This is a genomic window from Mycobacterium sp., assembly GCF_032162605.1.
Lineage (GTDB): Bacteria > Actinomycetota > Actinomycetes > Mycobacteriales > Mycobacteriaceae > Mycobacterium.
Genome location: NZ_JAVROT010000176.1, coordinates 1 through 16,788, shown reverse-complemented (window position 1 = coordinate 16,788; position 16,788 = coordinate 1). Strand labels below are relative to the sequence as shown.

At 66.2% G+C, this 16,788-nt stretch carries 15 protein-coding genes and 1 pseudogene; 8 read left to right on the top strand and 8 right to left on the bottom strand.

Annotated features, from left to right (window positions below; translation table 11 throughout):
* The first annotated feature begins 15 nt into the window (after nt 1-15).
* Together QOI01_RS10885 and QOI01_RS10880 are read left to right on the top strand one after the other, a co-directional pair.
* On the top strand, nt 16-1,101 hold the full coding sequence (locus QOI01_RS10885) for an S-(hydroxymethyl)mycothiol dehydrogenase (protein ID WP_526380726.1): 1,086 nt from the start codon (nt 16-18) through the stop codon (nt 1,099-1,101).
* Entirely contained in the window at nt 1,101-1,727 is a 627-nt protein-coding gene (locus QOI01_RS10880) for an MBL fold metallo-hydrolase (RefSeq protein WP_526380724.1), read from the top strand. The genes QOI01_RS10885 and QOI01_RS10880 overlap by 1 nt, the downstream gene beginning before the upstream one ends.
* On the opposite strand, the gene QOI01_RS10875 is transcribed toward QOI01_RS10880, so the two are convergent.
* Nucleotides 1,724-2,401 (bottom strand): SHOCT domain-containing protein, encoded by a 678-nt coding sequence (locus QOI01_RS10875; RefSeq protein ID WP_526380722.1) that lies wholly within the window; start codon nt 2,399-2,401, stop codon nt 1,724-1,726. The two genes, QOI01_RS10880 and QOI01_RS10875, sit on opposite strands and share 4 nt — an antisense overlap.
* Nucleotides 2,402-2,477: 76 nt before the next feature.
* Here QOI01_RS10875 and QOI01_RS10870 point away from each other — a divergent pair, with 76 nt between their 5' ends.
* Nucleotides 2,478-3,557: a class I SAM-dependent methyltransferase gene (locus QOI01_RS10870; RefSeq protein WP_526380720.1), complete on the top strand. Its 1,080-nt coding sequence runs from the start codon at nt 2,478-2,480 to the stop codon at nt 3,555-3,557.
* A gap of 3 nt (nt 3,558-3,560) precedes the next feature.
* Here the strand turns inward: QOI01_RS10870 and QOI01_RS10865 are convergent.
* Nucleotides 3,561-3,773 (bottom strand): annotated as a pseudogene (locus QOI01_RS10865) (helix-turn-helix domain-containing protein); the annotation flags it as partial.
* A gap of 256 nt (nt 3,774-4,029) precedes the next feature.
* Between QOI01_RS10865 and QOI01_RS10860 the strand changes: the two are divergent.
* The gene (locus tag QOI01_RS10860) at nt 4,030-4,650 is read left to right on the top strand and encodes an antibiotic biosynthesis monooxygenase (RefSeq protein ID WP_526380718.1); all 621 of its coding nucleotides are present in this window, start codon (nt 4,030-4,032) and stop codon (nt 4,648-4,650) included.
* 1 nt (nt 4,651) lies between these two features.
* Here QOI01_RS10860 and QOI01_RS10855 read toward each other — a convergent pair whose 3' ends face one another.
* The 4 genes from QOI01_RS10855 to QOI01_RS10840 all read right to left on the bottom strand — a co-directional run bounded on the left by QOI01_RS10855 (nt 4,652) and on the right by QOI01_RS10840 (nt 9,847).
* Nucleotides 4,652-6,409, bottom strand: a complete 1,758-nt coding sequence (locus QOI01_RS10855) for an acyl-CoA dehydrogenase family protein (protein WP_526380716.1) — start codon at nt 6,407-6,409, stop codon at nt 4,652-4,654.
* 10 nt (nt 6,410-6,419) lie between these two features.
* Entirely contained in the window at nt 6,420-8,171 is a 1,752-nt protein-coding gene (locus tag QOI01_RS10850; RefSeq protein WP_526380714.1) for an Hsp70 family protein, read from the bottom strand.
* A 1-nt stretch (nt 8,172) separates the two neighbouring features.
* Nucleotides 8,173-9,246, bottom strand: a complete 1,074-nt coding sequence (locus tag QOI01_RS10845; protein WP_526380712.1) for an NAD(P)H-dependent amine dehydrogenase family protein — start codon at nt 9,244-9,246, stop codon at nt 8,173-8,175.
* A 67-nt stretch (nt 9,247-9,313) separates the two neighbouring features.
* A complete protein-coding gene (locus QOI01_RS10840) occupies nt 9,314-9,847 on the bottom strand; it encodes a hypothetical protein (RefSeq protein ID WP_526380710.1) in 534 nt (177 codons plus the stop codon).
* Between the two features lie 90 nt (nt 9,848-9,937).
* Here QOI01_RS10840 and QOI01_RS10835 point away from each other — a divergent pair, with 90 nt between their 5' ends.
* Both QOI01_RS10835 and QOI01_RS10830 read left to right on the top strand, forming a co-directional pair.
* Complete coding sequence (locus QOI01_RS10835) at nt 9,938-10,678, top strand: SDR family NAD(P)-dependent oxidoreductase (protein WP_526380708.1); 741 nt, start codon at nt 9,938-9,940, stop codon at nt 10,676-10,678.
* Nucleotides 10,679-10,811: 133 nt separating this feature from the next.
* Nucleotides 10,812-13,298, top strand: a complete 2,487-nt coding sequence (locus QOI01_RS10830) for a glycogen/starch/alpha-glucan phosphorylase (protein WP_526380706.1) — start codon at nt 10,812-10,814, stop codon at nt 13,296-13,298.
* A 3-nt stretch (nt 13,299-13,301) separates the two neighbouring features.
* Here QOI01_RS10830 and QOI01_RS10825 read toward each other — a convergent pair whose 3' ends face one another.
* A complete protein-coding gene (locus tag QOI01_RS10825) occupies nt 13,302-13,808 on the bottom strand; it encodes a hypothetical protein (protein WP_526380704.1) in 507 nt (168 codons plus the stop codon).
* Nucleotides 13,808-14,200 carry a DUF732 domain-containing protein gene (locus tag QOI01_RS10820; protein ID WP_526380702.1) on the bottom strand — a complete coding sequence of 131 codons (393 nt, stop codon included), beginning with the start codon at nt 14,198-14,200 and terminating at the stop codon, nt 13,808-13,810. The genes QOI01_RS10825 and QOI01_RS10820 overlap by 1 nt, the downstream gene beginning before the upstream one ends.
* 190 nt (nt 14,201-14,390) lie before the next feature.
* On the opposite strand from QOI01_RS10820, the gene QOI01_RS10815 reads away from it, so the two are divergent.
* A complete protein-coding gene (locus tag QOI01_RS10815) occupies nt 14,391-14,819 on the top strand; it encodes an MmpS family transport accessory protein (protein ID WP_526380700.1) in 429 nt (142 codons plus the stop codon).
* On the top strand, nt 14,816-16,788 hold a 1,973-nt coding region (locus QOI01_RS10810), incomplete at its 3' end, for an MMPL/RND family transporter (RefSeq protein ID WP_526380698.1). The genes QOI01_RS10815 and QOI01_RS10810, both read left to right, overlap by 4 nt.

The window sequence follows — 16,788 nt, the reverse complement described above, 5'->3', positions numbered from 1 at the left end:
CGCTAGTTTGTACGCATGAGCCAGACAGTGCGCGGTGTCATCTCGCGGTCCAAGAAGCAACCCGTCGAACTGGTCGACGTCGTCATCCCGGATCCGGGTCCCAGCGAAGTGGTCGTCGACATCATCGCGTGTGGTGTGTGCCACACCGACCTGACGTATCGCGAGGGCGGGATCAACGACGAGTACCCCTTCCTGCTCGGCCACGAGGCCGCGGGCACGGTGGCGTCGATCGGTGCGGGCGTGACCCACGTCGAGGTCGGTGACTTCGTGGTGCTGAACTGGCGGGCGGTGTGTGGACAGTGTCGGGCCTGCAAGCGTGGCCGGCCCTGGTACTGCTTCAACACCCACAACGCCGCTCAGAAGATGACGCTGACCGACGGCACCGAACTCACCCCGGCACTGGGCATCGGGGCGTTCGCCGACAAGACCCTGGTGCACGAGGGTCAGTGCACCAGGGTAGATCCCGAGGCCGATCCCGCCGTCGCCGGACTGATCGGCTGCGGCGTGATGGCGGGCATCGGGGCGGCCATCAACACCGGCAACGTCCAGCGTGACGACACCGTCGCGGTCATCGGTTGCGGCGGCGTGGGCGACGCCGCAATCGCCGGGGCGCGGCTGGTGGGCGCCAAACGGATCATCGCCGTGGACACCGACGACAAGAAGCTCAACTGGGCGCGTGAGTTCGGGGCCACCCACACGATCAACGCTAAGGAGTTCGACGTGGTGGAGACCATCCAGGACCTCACCGACGGCAACGGGGCCGACGTAATCATCGACGCGGTCGGTCGTCCCGAGACGTGGAAGCAGGCGTTCTACGCCCGCGACCTGGCAGGCACCGTGGTGCTGGTCGGGGTGCCGACACCCGACATGAAACTCGAGATTCCGCTGGTCGACTTCTTCTCCCGCGGTGGTTCTCTCAAGTCGTCCTGGTACGGCGACTGCCTGCCCGAACGTGACTTCCCCACCCTCATCAGCCTCTACCGCCAGGGCAGGCTGCCATTGGAGAAGTTCGTCTCAGAGCGCATCGGACTCGACGGCATCGAGGACGGCTTCGCAAAGATGCACGCCGGCGAGGTCCTGCGCTCCGTGGTGATCCTGTGATGAGCGGGCCCATCGGACGCGTCGTCACCCACGGCACCTTCGAACTCGACGGCGGCAGCTGGGAGGTCGACAACAACATCTGGGTCGTCGGTGACGACACCGACGTCGTCGTGTTCGACGCGGCCCACGACGCGGGACCGATCGTCGACGCCGTCGGCGGTCGCAATGTCGTGGCCGTGATCTGCACCCACGGCCACAACGACCACGTCACCGTCGCACCAGAACTCGGGCGGACGCTCGACGCGCCAGTGCTGCTGCATCCCGCCGACGACGTGCTCTGGCGAATGACCCACCCGGACGAGGACTTCCGCAGCGTGACCGACGGCCTGGTGCTCAACGCGGGCGCCGTGGAGATTCATGCGCTCCACACGCCGGGGCATTCGCCGGGATCGGTGTGCTGGTACGCGCCGGAACTGGGTGCGGTGTTCAGCGGCGACACGCTGTTCAACGGCGGACCCGGCGCGACCGGACGGTCCTACTCCGACTTCCCGACCATCCTGGCATCCATCTCCGAGCGCCTTGGCAAGCTGCCCGCCGACACCGTGGTCTACACCGGACACGGCGACAGCACCGTGATCGGCGATGAGATCGTCAACTACGACGAATGGGTCAAGCGCGGTCACTAGAGCCCGTCGAGCACCCGCTTCTTCTCGGCTGTGTACTCCGCTTCCGTCAGGGCGCCCGAATCACGAAGCCGGGCAAGCGTATTGAGCTGCTCGATCCGTACGCCTTGATCGCTGGGGCTGTACGACGCCTGCGGTTGGTACGAAATCGTTGGCGCGGCGCGCTCACTCCGTATGACCCGAGAAGCCCAGATCCGCGCGATGACGAGGTTCACGATCGCGAAGCCGAAGATCGCTGCCAGGATCCATGGCACGGATCCGAAACTGCTGCCGTGCCCGAACGCGAGCGTTGGGTCGAGATAGGCACTGACGTTGCCGTCGAGCTTGACGTCATAGGTGCCGTCGACGGGTGCGTGGAGATATCCGATGCGGACCCGTGCATCGTTGTTCACCGTCGTGGTCGTGCCGTAGTCCTCGGTCAGCTGCACATCGGCGCCGTCCGACCCGGTGATGCGGTAGTTCAAGGCCGGCACGGGCAGTCCACTTCCGCCGCCGCCGATCAGCACCGTGCGAAAGGTGACGGTCACGTCACCCTCGGGGAGGTGAACGCTGGCCGAACCTGGGATCGGGACCTCGCCGTACGCGTCGTACTCGTCGAACACGAACGCGTTGAGGACCAACGTCACGACGAAGCCGATGGCAGCCGCGACCATCGTCACCACGGCGATGGTGGTCATGATCCGAGGCCCGGTCCGGCGATTCATGGACCGCAGTCTGTCACGTCGACGCGATTGACGGGCTACCGTTTGCCCTATGCCCGAATCGAGTGTGGTGGTGCAGCCGGAGCCGATGGACAGTGGCTCCTACACTGCAGCCTCGCGGCTTCAGGCAGCCGGATTGCGTCGGGCGATAACGCTTTTCGAGCGGGCCGCCGCGGTGGTACCCATCCCCCGGTCTCCGCGCCCCGTCGTGATCGCCGACTACGGTGCGGCGACCGGGCACAATTCTCTGCTGCCGATCGGCGCGGCGATCGCCGTGTTGCGCAAGCGGACCCGGCCGGAGCACTCGGTGCTGGTCACGCACACCGACGTACCGGAAAACGACTTCACCGCGCTCTTCCGGACCCTGAGCGACGACCCCGACACCTACCTCAAGAAGGACCACGCGTCGTTCGCCTCCGCCGTCGGACGCTCGTTCTACTCCCAGATCCTTCCGTCCAACAGCGTGAACCTGGCCTGGTCCGCATGGTCGATCCAATGGTTGGCCCGCACTCCGAAGCCAATCCCCGACCACGTCTTGGTGGCGCACAGCCGCGACGACGACGTCCGCGCCGCCTACGCGAGGCAGGCGGCGCACGACTGGCACGAGTTCGTGGCGTTCCGCGGTCGTGAGCTGAGCCCCGGCGGGCGGCTGGTGGTAATGACCTTGGGAATCGGCGAGGACGGCGACTTCGGGTATCGGCCACTCCTGCAGGCCACCGTGGACACGCTCGCCGAACTCGAGGCGCGTGAACTCGTGAGCGAGGACGAGTTGCGCCGGATGACGATCCCGATCGCCGGGCGCCGGGCCCGCGACTTCCTGTCCCCGTTCGCGCCGTCCGGCACCTTCGAGAAACTCTCGATCGAGCACCTCGAGGTGTTCGACGCCGAGGACCGCTTCTGGACCCAGTATTCGATCGACAAGAAGGCCGAGGGGCTCGGCGCCAGGTGGGCGGCGTTCCTGCGCATGTCGACGTTCCCGAGTCTCGCAGTCGAGCTGCCCGCCGAACGCCGCGGCGGTTTCCTGGACGAACTCTGCTCGGGTGTCGCGGCCCGGGTGGCGGCGGCACCAGCCGAGGTGCGAATCCCCCTGGCGCAGGTCGTGATCGAGAAGAAGCAGCGCGTGCATCACTGACCTTCAGCCCGCGATGCGCTCTCGGAAGGTGTTGCGGTAGTTGTGCGGCGACACGCCCGTCAGCCTGCGGAATTGCTCCCGGAAGTTGGCAGGCGACGCGAAGCCGACCTCCCGGCCGACCCGCTCGACACCGTGTGACGCGGTCTCCAGCATCTGCTGCGCGTGGCGCACCCGCATCCCGGTGAGCCACTGCATGGGGGTCTGGCCGGTGGCTGCAAGCGTGAAGGCGCCCGACACGTCGTGGCGCCCTGGCACGACGATGGTGTCAGCTTCTGGCCCGAAGACCTCCACGGGCGTCGCGAGGTCGAAGGCGACGGTGTCGGGCAGCGCCAGCACGGCGACGGTGTGCATGGACGGACGGTGACGGGGAAGTTGCTGCCGCAGACGCCATTGCCATCCGCTCGTCAGCGGAGGACCATGAACCGCGACGGCAGCGCCGTCGGGACGCTGCCCCGGCTAGAGGAGGCAGATCGTGTACGCACGAACAACGACCATCGAGGCCAAGCCCTCATCCCTCGACGCCGGCATTGCCTACGTTCGCGAGAAGGTGATGCCCGTGCTCGAGGGCCTGGAGGGACACATCGGCCTGTCCCTGGTGGCCGACCGGTCATCCGGCCGCTGCATCATCACCAGTGCCTGGGAGTCAGAGGACGCGATGCGCGCCAGTGCGTCGGCCGTCGAGGAGGTTCGCAACCGCGCCGCCGAGATCTTCGGTGGCGCGAGCCCAACCGTCGACGAATGGGAGATCGCGGTCCTGCACCGCGAACGCGAGGCGGGTGCGGGGGCCTGCGTCCGGGTGACCTGGGCCAGTGTCCACACCGACCAGATCGACGCTGGCCTCGAGATCTTCAAGTCAGCTCTGCCCGCGTTGCAGGAACTCGAAGGATTCTGCAGCGCAAGCCTTTTGGTGGACCGAACGTCGGGCCGCGGGGTGTCGTCGATGGCCTTCGAGAGTGCCGACGTAATGGAGCGCAACCGCGGCGAAATGGATCGACTCAGAGGCTCGGTGTCCGCGGAGGCAGCCGCCCAGATCCAGGAGGAGCACGACTTCGAGTTGATGATCGCCCACCTGCGGGTCCCCGAGATGGCCTGAGTCAGGGCGCCATCTCGTAGGCGCCGTCGTACGCCCGCACCCGCTCCCAGACGCGGGTGAAGCGGTCCGCGTCGGCGACGGGTTTGCGGATCGCCCCGAGGGCCCAGTCCTGCTGCGCCTGGGTCGACGTCGGCTTGCCATGCAACGCAACGGCATACGTGCTGAAGTCGCGGATCTGGAAGTCGAAGATCGCGTCTAGGATGTCGGTGTCGATGTCTCCCCGCTGACCCGCCAGCGCGGCCTGCTCGAGGATCAGCTGGCCGTAGACGATCAGTGAGAACAGGTGCCCGACGTTCAGCAGGAAGTCGAGGTCCTTCGCCTGTTCGGCATCGGGCGCCGCCGTGACGAGCAGATCCCTGAACGCCTGCGCCTGCTGGTAGAACCGGGCGACGTTCGGAATTCGGGCGTGGTTCTCGTACACCGGCGTCCAGTCGGCGAACTGGATCGCACCCGCGCCGCGGGTGGGCCCCTGATTCCAGAAGAAGGTGTCGTCGCTGGCGTCGTTGCGGGTCGGAATCTCTGGGTAGGACTTGGGATTGAGCATGTAGTTCGGCATGAACTTCAGCACCAGGCCGACGTTGACGTGCACCGTGCCCTCCAGCCGCGGCAGGCAGCCGATGAGCTGCGCAACCTCGCGGAACATGGTGTTCTTCTCGTAACCCTTGGCGGCGATCACGTCGTGCAGGGACCGCATCACGGTCTCGCCCTCCATCGTGACCTTGGCCTTCGTCATGGGGTTGAACAACAGGTAGCGCCGGTCGTCGAGGCTCGCACTGCGGAAGTAGTCGACTGCGCGCCTGCTGAAGAGCTTCATGGCGACCATGCGCGCGTAGGCGTCCACGAAGTTGGCCCGCACGTGGCTGAAGTCGGTGACGGGGTTGCCGTAGAGGATGCGGTTCTGCGCGTGGGTGATCGCCTCGTAGAACGCGTGCTCGGTCATTCCGATCGACGAGGAGCACAGGTTGAACTTTCCCACGTTGACCGTATTCAGTGCCGCCGCAAAGGCTTCCACGCCGGTGTGAAGGATGTCCTCGGCACGCACCGGATAGTTCTCGAGCCGGAACGTGCTCACGTAGATCTGCATGTGCACGACGTTGTCGATCAGGTGGTAGTTCTCGTGGCTGCTGTCGACGGCGAAGAAGACGTACGAGTCCTGGCCGTCGACGTCACCGCGCCTGCCGAACACCGACACCAGGCTCGCGACGTTGCCGTTGCCGATGTAGTACTTCTCCCCCGACGCCCGGTAGAGGATGCCGTCGGCCCGGTCCTGCTCGCTCGCCGGCGTCAGCACCATGTCCGTGTTATAGACGTCTGCGCCGTGTTCGCGCTCGGACAACCCGAACGCCATCACCTCTCCGGCCTCGAGGTCGTCGGCGGCCTTGAGTTTGGCGTCCTTGTTCTCGCTCTGCCAGACCGGCCCGAGACCCAGGATGGTGACCTGTTCGGTGTACCAGTAGGTCAGGCCGTAGAAACCGAGAATCTCGGCGAGTGCCGCGTTGCGTGCCCCGTCCCAACGCTTGTCCGGGTTTCCGTCGGCGAACTCCGAGGGCGTCAGGAAGGTGGCGAAGAGCTTCTCCCGCTTGACGAACTCGACGAAGTCGGCGGGCCACTGTGCCTTCAGGTCGTCGTCGAGGATCCGCTTCTTGCCCTGCCCCTCGAAGAAGTCGATGGTCGCGCGGAGCAGTCGCCGCGTCTCGGCGTCGAACTCGTGCGGGTCGTAGGTGTTCGGATCGAAGAGCAGGCCGTCCGTCTGGGTCACGGAGACAAGCCTAGGGTTGCGGCGGCTGAAACGGTGCCGGAACGAACGGCAGACCGGGGATGGTCTGATACGGCAGGGTCGGGATGATCGGAGCCTGTGTGCTGGGCGGTGCAGTCGTCGCCGTGGTCGGCGCCGTCTCCGATGGCGGTGGAGGCGGCGGCTCGGTAGTGGTGGGCGGTGGTGGTGGTGCCTCCGTCGGCGACGGTGGGGCTTCTGTCGCGGGCGGGGGTTCCTGCGTCACCGTCACGACGGGCGGGGGGGCCTGCGTCGCTGGCGGCGATGACTCCGAGCTGGGCTGCGGAACGCTGGACGCTGGCGGAGCCGTGGTGGTCACCGTCGTGGGAGTCGAAGTGGGCGCGGGAGATTCGTCGTTGCGCAGCACATATAGGGCGGCGGCGCCGAGCACGACCACTGCCACTACCACCACGGCGGCCAGGATCGCGACCGGGCGGCGATACCACGGGAGCACCGCTGCCGCTTCCTCCGCGTCGGCCTCGTGATCGGCGAAGGCCAGCTGCGGCCGGGGGTCGTACGGCTCGTATGCCGGACCGTCCTGGGCGTCTGCGGGGTCTGGGGGCGTCGGCTCGGGAATGTCGTCCGCGTCCGACCACGCCAGGGCGCGAAACGTCGACGATGCGGGGGCACCGGCATCGGCTGACGGCGGCGGGACCAGGGGCGCCGCCGCGGCGGCCGCGGGCGCCACGGAGGTCGCACCATCGGGGACCAGACCGCGAACCGCCTTCAGACCGCCGCCGATCGCGGCCGCCAACTCCGGTTGCGCCGACGTGATGACGGGAACCCGCAGGTGCTCGGACAGCGCCGTCGTGAACACGGGCATGCGCGCCCCGCCGCCGACCGACGCCACCGCGACGAGGTCACCGGGATGAATCCCGCTGCGCTGCACGGTGTCCTGAAGAACGACGATGAATGCGTCGAGCGGCTCGCGGATGGCGTCGTCGAGTTCGGTGCGGGTGATCCTCACCTCGGTGCGATGCCCCGGCAGTTCCACGGCGAGTGACGTGACGGCCGCCGTCGAGAGCCGTTCCTTGGCTGCCCTGCACTGACCGCGCAGCCGGCTCAGCGATCCGATCGCCGACGTACTCGACAGATCCACCGAACCCGCCGTTGCCAGGTCACCGACGACCCGGCTCAGCAGCGCCTGGTCGATGAGGTCGCCCGAGAGATCGGTGTGCCGGACCGTCGAACCGATGGACCGGAAGCCGTCGGCGGCATCGGCGAGGGTGATGCTGACGCCGGTACCACCGAAGTCACACACTGCGATGATTCCCCGGGTGGGCACGCCAGGATCGTCCTGCAGCGCGGTGAGCGAGGCCACCGCGTCGGACACTAGGAGAGCGGGCTCCGAGCCACCGAGCCCGGGTCGTGCGGCCAGCGCGCCACGCAGGGCGTCGACCGCAGCCGGAGGCCAGTGCGCCGGATGGGTCACCCCGACCGGCTCGGAGTCCGGCTTGGCGGCCGTCAGCGCCTGCAGCAGAGACCGTAGCGCGTCGGCCAGCAGCGCCTCGGCACGGTGCGACGAGCCGTCTCCCGCGACGATCGCCACCGGGTCGCCGACGCGGTCGACGAAGTCGGTGATGATCAGTCCGGGCTCGGCGAGGGTGGGGTTCTCGCTCGGGACGCCCACCTCCGCGGGGCGGTGCGGGTAGAGCGTCAGTACCGGCGATCGCCTCACCGCGGACCGGTCGATCGCCACCGCCCGCAAAGCGGTAGCGCCGACCGAGAGCCCTATTCCTTCTGCCACGTCATCGAATTGTGCCTTGCCCAGCAATCAGCGGTAGATCCAGTGGGGTCACCCAGCCGGGCGGCAGGTCGTTGACCGCGGGCACGGCGTTGAGTGCACGCAGTCCGGTGGCGAGGCAACCCGCGGCCGCAGCGTCACGCCCGGAGCCGTCGGTGAAGCGGAACGCCGTCTCCTGGAAGATGCTGGGCGTGCCCTCGATGTCGACGCGGTAGACGTCGTTCTTGTCACCGGACGGCCAGTCAGGCGCGGCGTCGAGACCGATCCGGTTGACGTGCTCCAACTGGATGCGTGTCTCGCCCTTGAAGACACCGTTGATGGTGAACCGGACGGCGGCGACGTTGCCGGGCGCGATGATGCCCTTCGCGGTCTTGCGCTCGTCGGGCGTCACCCACTTGTCCCACGTCGTGGTGATCTCGTCGAGCTCGATGCCCGCTGCGTGCGCAATCATCGGAACCGTTGCGCCCCAGGCGAAGATGAGGATGTCCGGCGTCTCCAGCAGCGCCCGGTGCTCGGGCGGCTTGCCGATGCCCATCTCGAACTCGTAGTCACCCTCGTAGTTGGTGTAGTCGAGTAGTTCCGATGCCCGCACGGTGCGGACCTCCGAACACAACCCCATCAGAGTCATCGGGAACAGGTCGTTGGCGAACCCTGGATCGATGCCGGTGGTGAAGCATGACGACTGGCCTGCCTCGCAGGCATCGGTGATCGGTTGAATCCAGTTCGGGGGGTTGAGATGCATGGCGGGCCACACCCACGGCGTCATCGACGTCGAACACACGTCGATGCCCGCCCTCAGGAATCGCGTGATGAGCTCGATGTTGTCGTCGGCGTGCGCCGCGGTGGGGCCGTAATGCACCACGGCGTCCGGCTCGAGGGCGATGAGCGCCTCGGCGTCGTCGGTCGTGGTCACCCCCACCGGAGCCCCGAGTCCGCAGATCTCGCCGACGTCGCGGCCCACCTTCTCGGGGTTGCTCACACCCACGCCGACGAGGTCGAACACCGGGTGCTTGACGATCTCGGCGATCACCATCCTGCCGACGAAGCCAGTACCCCAAACCACGACCCGCTTGCCCATGTGCCGCCCTTCAGTCCCGTTCAACGTGCCCCCGAGGGCCTTCACCATAAGCGGGGTCGGTGCTCGCTCACCAGCACCTCTTCAGGCCGCCGGGCTCGCAGTACAGCGGGTACTGCTCCACGGGCATGGGCAGGGGGCTCTTGAACGCCAACGTGAAGGGGTGCTTGGTGATGCCCGCCGGCATTCCGCAGACGTCGTTGTGGGCGACCGACCGCGTCCCGGTCATGGTGAGGTCGTCGAACTCGTAGGTCTCCTGAATCGGCGCCGTGCTGCCGTCCGGGCACGTCATGCCGTCGGCCTTCGGCGTCGAGAATTCCCACACCCCACCGGTCAGCCGCGCATCGCCGCCGGCGACCTGTGTCGAGGGCGTGGGGGTGACGTGCAATCGGCACGCCACCGGGAGTTCGAGATTGTCGCGGAGGTCGCCGACGGTGGGAACGCAGCTGGGGTAGATCACCCATTCCGCGACCACGTCGCCCTGCGTGTAGCTGTAGATGCCCTGCATCACCTGGTCGGCCCTGGCCGGACTCGCGAATCCCAGCACGACGCTGGCGAAGCTAACGAAGATCGTGGCGGCGGCCAGCACCCGGGCGATGGTCATGCCCCGAGTATCGCAGTGCGATCGGGTTGAAGTCACACCTTTGCCCGACGCGGCGGCCGCCGACGTGTCGTGGCGTGAGAAGGTCGCTTCATGACTGCTCTGGACGGCAAGGTCGCATTGATCACCGGAACGTCGGCCGGACTGGGCGCCGCGACGGCGCGGGTGTTCGCCGAGCGCGGTGCGTCGGTGTTCGGCATCGCCCGCGACGCAGAGCGGATGGCCGAGGTTTTCGCCGACGTGCCCGGTGGGAAGTACGCGTCAGTGGACGTCACCACGCCCGCCGCGTGCAAGCAGGCGGTGGCGGACTGCGTCGCCGCCTTCGGCAGGCTCGACGTGTTGGTGAACGTCGCGGGCTTTCACAAGATGCGTCACACCCCGAGCATGTCCGACGAGGACTGGGAGCAGGACCTGGCGGTGAATCTGAATGGTCCGTTCTTTCTGTGCCGCGCGGCCCTGCCACACCTCCTACAAGCGGGTGGAAACATCGTCAACGTCGCGTCGATCGCTGGCGTCGAGGGCGAGGTCTACTCGGCGGGTTACTGCGCCGCCAAGCACGGGCTGGTCGGCCTCACGCGCGCGCTGGCCGTCGAGTTCACCAAGGAGAAGCTGCGCGTCAACGTGGTCTGCCCCGGTGGCATGCCCACCGCACAGGCCACCGAGTTCGAAGCGCCGGAAAACGCCGACTGGGACCTGATCATGCGCATCGCCTCGCCCCGCGGCTTCATGGAGACCGCCGACGTCGCCAAGACGATCGCGTTCCTGGCCAGTGACGACGCGGCCGCCGTCCACGGCGCCGTCTACCGCGTCGACAACGGCAAGGGAGCAGGGTGAGTCGACGGCGCACGTAGCCGTGGTGCGTCGGGTGCACGCCTGATCTCCCTCACCACGGGCGCGTGGTGGGGCGTTCACCCGGACGATGTCTGCTGCGAGTGCGCCGTGCACGCCCAGCTGCCACAATCCAGCCGTGACCGACGCCGTGAATTCAGCCCCCGAAGCCTCCCACGTCCGAACCGGACTGGACGCCGACGACCTACGGGAGGCGATCACGGATCACCTGCGGTACTCGATCGGTCGCCCGGCAGCCGCCCTGCGGCCCGACCACTACTACCGGGCGCTGGCCCTGGCCGTACGGGACCGCATGCAGGACAACCGGGTGGCTTCCACGCAGACGTCCCTCGATCTCGGGCGCAAGGTGACCTGCTACCTCTCGGCCGAGTTCCTGATGGGCCCGCAACTGGGCAACAACCTGCTCAACCTTCAGATCGAGGACGCGGCCCGGGCGGCGCTCGATACCCTCGGCCAGGACTTCGACGAAGTGCTGGCCTGCGAACAGGAACCCGGCCTCGGCAACGGCGGCCTCGGCCGGCTCGCCGCGTGCTACCTCGACTCGCTGGCCACCCTCGAGCGGCCCGCGATCGGCTACGGCATCCGCTACGAGTTCGGCATCTTCAAACAGGAATTCTCCGACGGTTGGCAGATCGAGAAGACCGACAACTGGCTGGCTAACGGAAACCCATGGGAGATCGCCAAACCCGACGTGAACTACCTCGTCAACTGGGGCGGCCACACCGAGCAGTACCTCGACGACGCCGGCGCCACCCGCGTGCGCTGGCTGCCCAAGCAGGTGATCAAGGGGGTCGCATACGACACCCCGATCCAGGGTTACGGCGTGCACACCTGCAACGCGCTGACACTGTGGAGCGCACGGGCCGTCGACTCGTTTGCCTTGGACGCCTTCAACACCGGCGACTACTACAAGGCCGTCGAGGAGGAGGTCACCTCCGAGACGGTCACCAAGGTGCTCTACCCGAACGACGAGCCCGAGGCGGGCAAGCGGCTACGCCTGCTACAGCAGTACTTCTTCGTGTCGTGTTCGCTACAGCACGTCGTCCACATCATGGATGACCTCGCCGACGCCTCGCTGCACGATCTGCCGGACCGGTTTGCCTTGCAGCTCAACGACACCCACCCGTCGATCGGAGTGGCGGAGCTCATGCGGATCCTGGTCGACGAACGTCGCCTCGAGTGGGACGCAGCCTGGGCGATCACGGTCGCCACCTTCGGTTACACCAACCACACGCTGCTGCCCGAAGCCCTGGAGAAGTGGCCGTTGGGCCTGTTCCGGGAGTCGCTGCCACGACACCTGGAGATCATCTACGAGATCAACAGCCGCTTCCTGGACGAAGTGCGGGCGCACTTCCCAGGGGACGTCAAGCGGGTGCGGCGCATGTCGCTGATCGGTGAGAACGGTGGCCAGACCGTGCGGATGGCGCATCTCGCCACGGTGGGCAGTCATGCGATCAACGGTGTGGCGGCGCTGCACTCGGACCTGCTGAAGGCCAGCGTGCTCAAGGACTTCTACGAGCTGTGGCCGGAGCGCTTCTCCAACAAGACGAACGGAGTCACGCCACGCCGGTTCCTGGCCCTGTCCAACCCGGGCCTGCGCACGCTGCTGGACAGCACGATCGGTGGCGGCTGGCTGACCGACCTGAACCGGCTTCGCGGGCTGGAGGACTACATCGGCGACCCCGAGTTCCGCCAGCGCTGGCGGGAGGTCAAGCGGGCCAACAAGTCCCGACTGTCAGAGTTCCTCCACACGGCCACCGGGGTAGAGTTGGACCCCACCTGGATGTTCGACATCCAGGTCAAGCGCATCCACGAGTACAAGCGCCAGCACCTGTCCGTGCTGCACATCATCCGGCAGTATTTCCGGCTGAAGATGAATCCCGGAATCGAGATCGCACCGCGCGCCTACGTCTTCGGCGGCAAGGCCGCGCCCGGTTACTTCATGGCCAAGCGAATCATCAAGCTGATCAACGCCGTTGGCGAGACAGTCAACAACGACCCCGAGGTCAACCGGTACATGAAGGTCGCCTTCGTGCCCAACTTCAACGTGCAGAACGCCCACCTCATCTATCCCGCGGCGAATCTGTCCGAGCAGATCTCGACCGCAGGCAAGGAGGCGTCGGGCACGGGCAACATGAAGTTCATGCTCAACGGAGCGCTGACCATCGGAACGCTGGACGGCGCCAACGTCGAGATTCGCGAAGAGGCGGGGGCCGAGAACTTCTTTCTGTTCGGGTTGACCGAGTCGGAGGTCGAACGGGTCAAGCTCGACGGCTACCGCCCCGCCGACTACATCGACGGCAACGACGAGCTCGAGGCCGTGCTCGGGCTGATCTCCTCCGGACAGTTCTCGCACGGTGACACCGAGGTGTTCCGTCCCCTTGTCGACAACCTCCGCAACGATGACCCGTTCCTGGTGGTGGCCGACTACGCGTCGTACGTGGAATGTCAGGACAGGGTGGCCGCGGCGTGGCAGGACAAGGACGCGTGGTCGCGGATGTCCATCCTGAACACGGCCCGCAGCGGAAAGTTCTCTTCGGATCGCGCGATCGAGGAGTACTGCGACGACATCTGGAACGTCGGCCCGGTGACGGTCACGGTGTGACCGCTACGAGCAGTTGGGCGTCAGACCGGAGAAGTGCACCGCGGGCTTGCCGTCCACCGTCACGAAGTCGGTTCCGGTGTCCCACGTGGTGCCCGGGTTGATCCAGGGCGGTACCCCGTCGGGGTACGCGACGGTCATGTCCGAGTAGAACTGCACGTCGGACGGACAACCGGGCGTCGCCGGCGACTGCGGGTTCCACGCATGCACGGCGATGGGGTTGAACACGCGGGTGCCCTCCGCGCAATTGGGCTGGCACTCGACCGAACTGTCGGTACCCGAGCCGTTCGCGCCTTCGGAATCCCACGAGCTCCACGTCATGTCCTGCATGACGCCCGTCTGGTCGCAGTTGTAGGCGAACGCGGCAGGGCGTTGCTCAGGAGCCTGGGTGGCGTCGTAGCACTTGCCGATGGCGTAGAGGGGACCGCCGACGGTATCCGCGGTCGCCTGCCCCGGGCCCGCGAACAGCGCGGCCACCAGGCCCGCAGTCGACGCCGCCCAGGCGCCCTTCACTACTGTTCGGCGGGTAGTGGCGCACCGGCCGGAGGGTGCGTCGCCGGGGCGTTCCCCGCCAGGCTGTCCACCACGAACCGCTGATCCGGGCAGTAGAAGTCGATGCCCGCCGAGAGGAATTGGTAGATCTGCTGTTCGGAGCTGCCCCGCGGCAGGTTCTTCTTCAGGAAGACCGCGGCCTCGCCGGCGTTCGCGTCCAGGCCCGTCGACAGGCGCTTGCACTGGATCTTGCCGATCCAGGCGTTGTAGTCCTTCGGGCCGTAGATGCCGTAGGTGTGGAGTTGATTGGAGAAGTCAGTGTCTGGATCGGCGTGCGCCGGCCCCGCCGCGGCCGCAGCCAGCGAGAAGGCGGCAATTGCCGTTGCGAGTCCAGTCCGCGTCAGGGCCTTCATAGCCGGAATCGTATCCCCATTCGAATTGTCTTGTGCAAGTACTCGACCCAAGGCGGTGGGTCACACCATAAAACCGTTGTGCCTGACGTCACGCCAGAGGCAAAGATAGGCGGCACGCCTCGTTAACCACAATACAGTTATATAGGCTAATCTCTCATTTCAATTCAGCGAATCGTTCCGAGTAGGGGTTATGACCAAGGCATTGCGAAGAGCGTGGATACCCATCGTGATCGTGATCGTCCTGCTGGTCGCCGGCTTCACCGTGCACCGGGTACGCACCTTCTTCGGCATGAACCCGATCCTCGTTACACCGAAGAACTTCGCGGACGACGCCGAGCCGTTCAATCCCAAGGTCGTCAAGTACGAGATCTTCGGACCGGGCAGCTACGCGGACATCAACTACCTCGACCTGAACTCCAAGCCGGTGCGCGTCGACGCCGCCACTCTGCCGTGGTCGCTGACGCTGAGTACGACCGCCCCGTCGGTGTTACCAAACATCGTCGCGGCAGGCGACGGTGACTCCATCTCCTGCCGCATCACCGTCGACGACGAAGTGAAAGACGACAGGACCACCAACGGCGTGAACGCCCAGACCTTCTGCCTCGTGAAGAACGCATGACGCCCGACCACGAACCCACGACGGACGCGATCCCGACGGCAGGGCCGTCGGTCAATCCGACACGCCATCGGCTGCCGCAGCTGATCCGCACGCTTGCGCTGCCGATCATCCTCGGCTGGATCGTCGTCATCGCACTCGGAAACGTGCTCGTTCCGCAGCTCGAAGAGGTCGGCAAGATGCGGTCGGTGTCGATGAGCCCGAACGACGCACCGTCGGTCATCTCGATGCAGCACATCGGCGCCACGTTCAAGGAGTTCAAGTCCAACAGCTCGGTCATGATCGTGTTGGAGGGTCAAGACAAGCTCGGCCAGGACGCGCACACCTTCTACGACGACATGGTCCGCAAGCTCGAGGCCGACACCAAGCACGTCGAGCACGTCAACGACCTGTGGAGCGACCCACTCTCCGCGGCGGGCTCGCAGAGCAATGACGGCAAGGCGATGTACGTCCAGGTGTACCTGGCGGGCAATCAGGGTGAGGCCCTGGCGAACGAGTCCGTCGATGCCGTAGCAAAGATCGTGGACGGCCTGAAACCGCCTGACGGCATCAAGGCCTACGTCACCGGGCCCGCCGCGCTCTCGGCCGATCAGAACATCGCAGGCGACCGCAGTATGCAGCTGATCGAGATGGTCACGTTCTCGGTCATCATCGTCATGCTTCTGCTGGTCTACCGGTCGATCGTCACCGTGCTGATCGTGCTCGTCATGGTGGTGCTCGAACTCGCTGCCGCCCGCGGCATCGTCGCCTTCCTCGGCTATCACGAGATCATCGGCCTCTCGACGTTCGCAACCAACCTGCTGGTCACCCTCGCGATAGCCGCGGCGACGGATTACGCCATCTTCCTGATAGGTCGATATCAGGAAGCGCGAAGTCTGGGCGAAGAAAGAGAAGACGCCTACTTCACGATGTTCAACGGCACCGCGCACGTGGTGCTCGGCTCGGGTCTGACGATCGCAGGCGCGACCTTCTGCCTGAGCTTCACCCGACTGCCCTACTTCCAGACCCTCGGCATTCCGCTGGCCATCGGGATGGTCATCGTGGTTGGCTGCGCGCTGACTCTCGGGCCCGCGGCGGTCACCATCGCGAGTCGCTTCGGGCTGCTCGAGCCCAAGCGGGCACTGCGCACGCGCGGGTGGCGCAAGATCGGCGCGCTCGTCGTGCGCTGGCCCGGGCCGGTGCTGGTCGCCACGATCGCGCTTGCCTTGGTCGGCCTGCTGACCCTGCCCGGGTACCGGACCGACTACAACGACCGGCACTTCCTGCCCGCCGACCTCCCCGCCAATGAGGGCTATGCAGCCGCCGATCGACACTTCTCGCAAGCCCGGATGAATCCCGAGTTGATGATGATCGAGAGCGATCACGACCTGCGGAACTCGGCCGACTTCCTCGTCATCGACAAGATCGCCAAGGCGGTCTTCAACACGCCGGGAATCGGGCGGGTGCAAGCGATCACCAGGCCGCTGGGAACTCCGATCGAACACACCTCGATCCCGTTCCAGATCAGCATGCAGGGCACGACTCAGCAGATGAACCTGAAGTACCAGCAGGATTCGTTTGCCAGCATGCTCAAGCAGGCCGACGAGATGCAGGGCATGATCGAGAACCTCGAGCACATGCTCGTCCTGATGGACCAGCTCAACGCCGTGACCCACGACCTGACGCTGAAGACCAAGGACATGGTCGCGACGACCAACGAGCTGCGCGACAACATCTCGAACTTCGACGACTTCTTCCGCCCGATCCGCGCCTACCTCTACTGGGAACCGCACTGCTACGACATCCCGGTGTGCTGGGCGACACGGTCGGTGTTCGACACCCTGGACGGCATCGACGCCCTCAGTGATCAGCTGGGTGGCCTCGTCACCAACCTGGACGCACTGGACAGGCTCATGCCGCAGCTGAGGGCATCGCTGCCACCCATGCTCGCGACGATGAAGTCGATGAAGACCATGATGCTGACGATGTACCA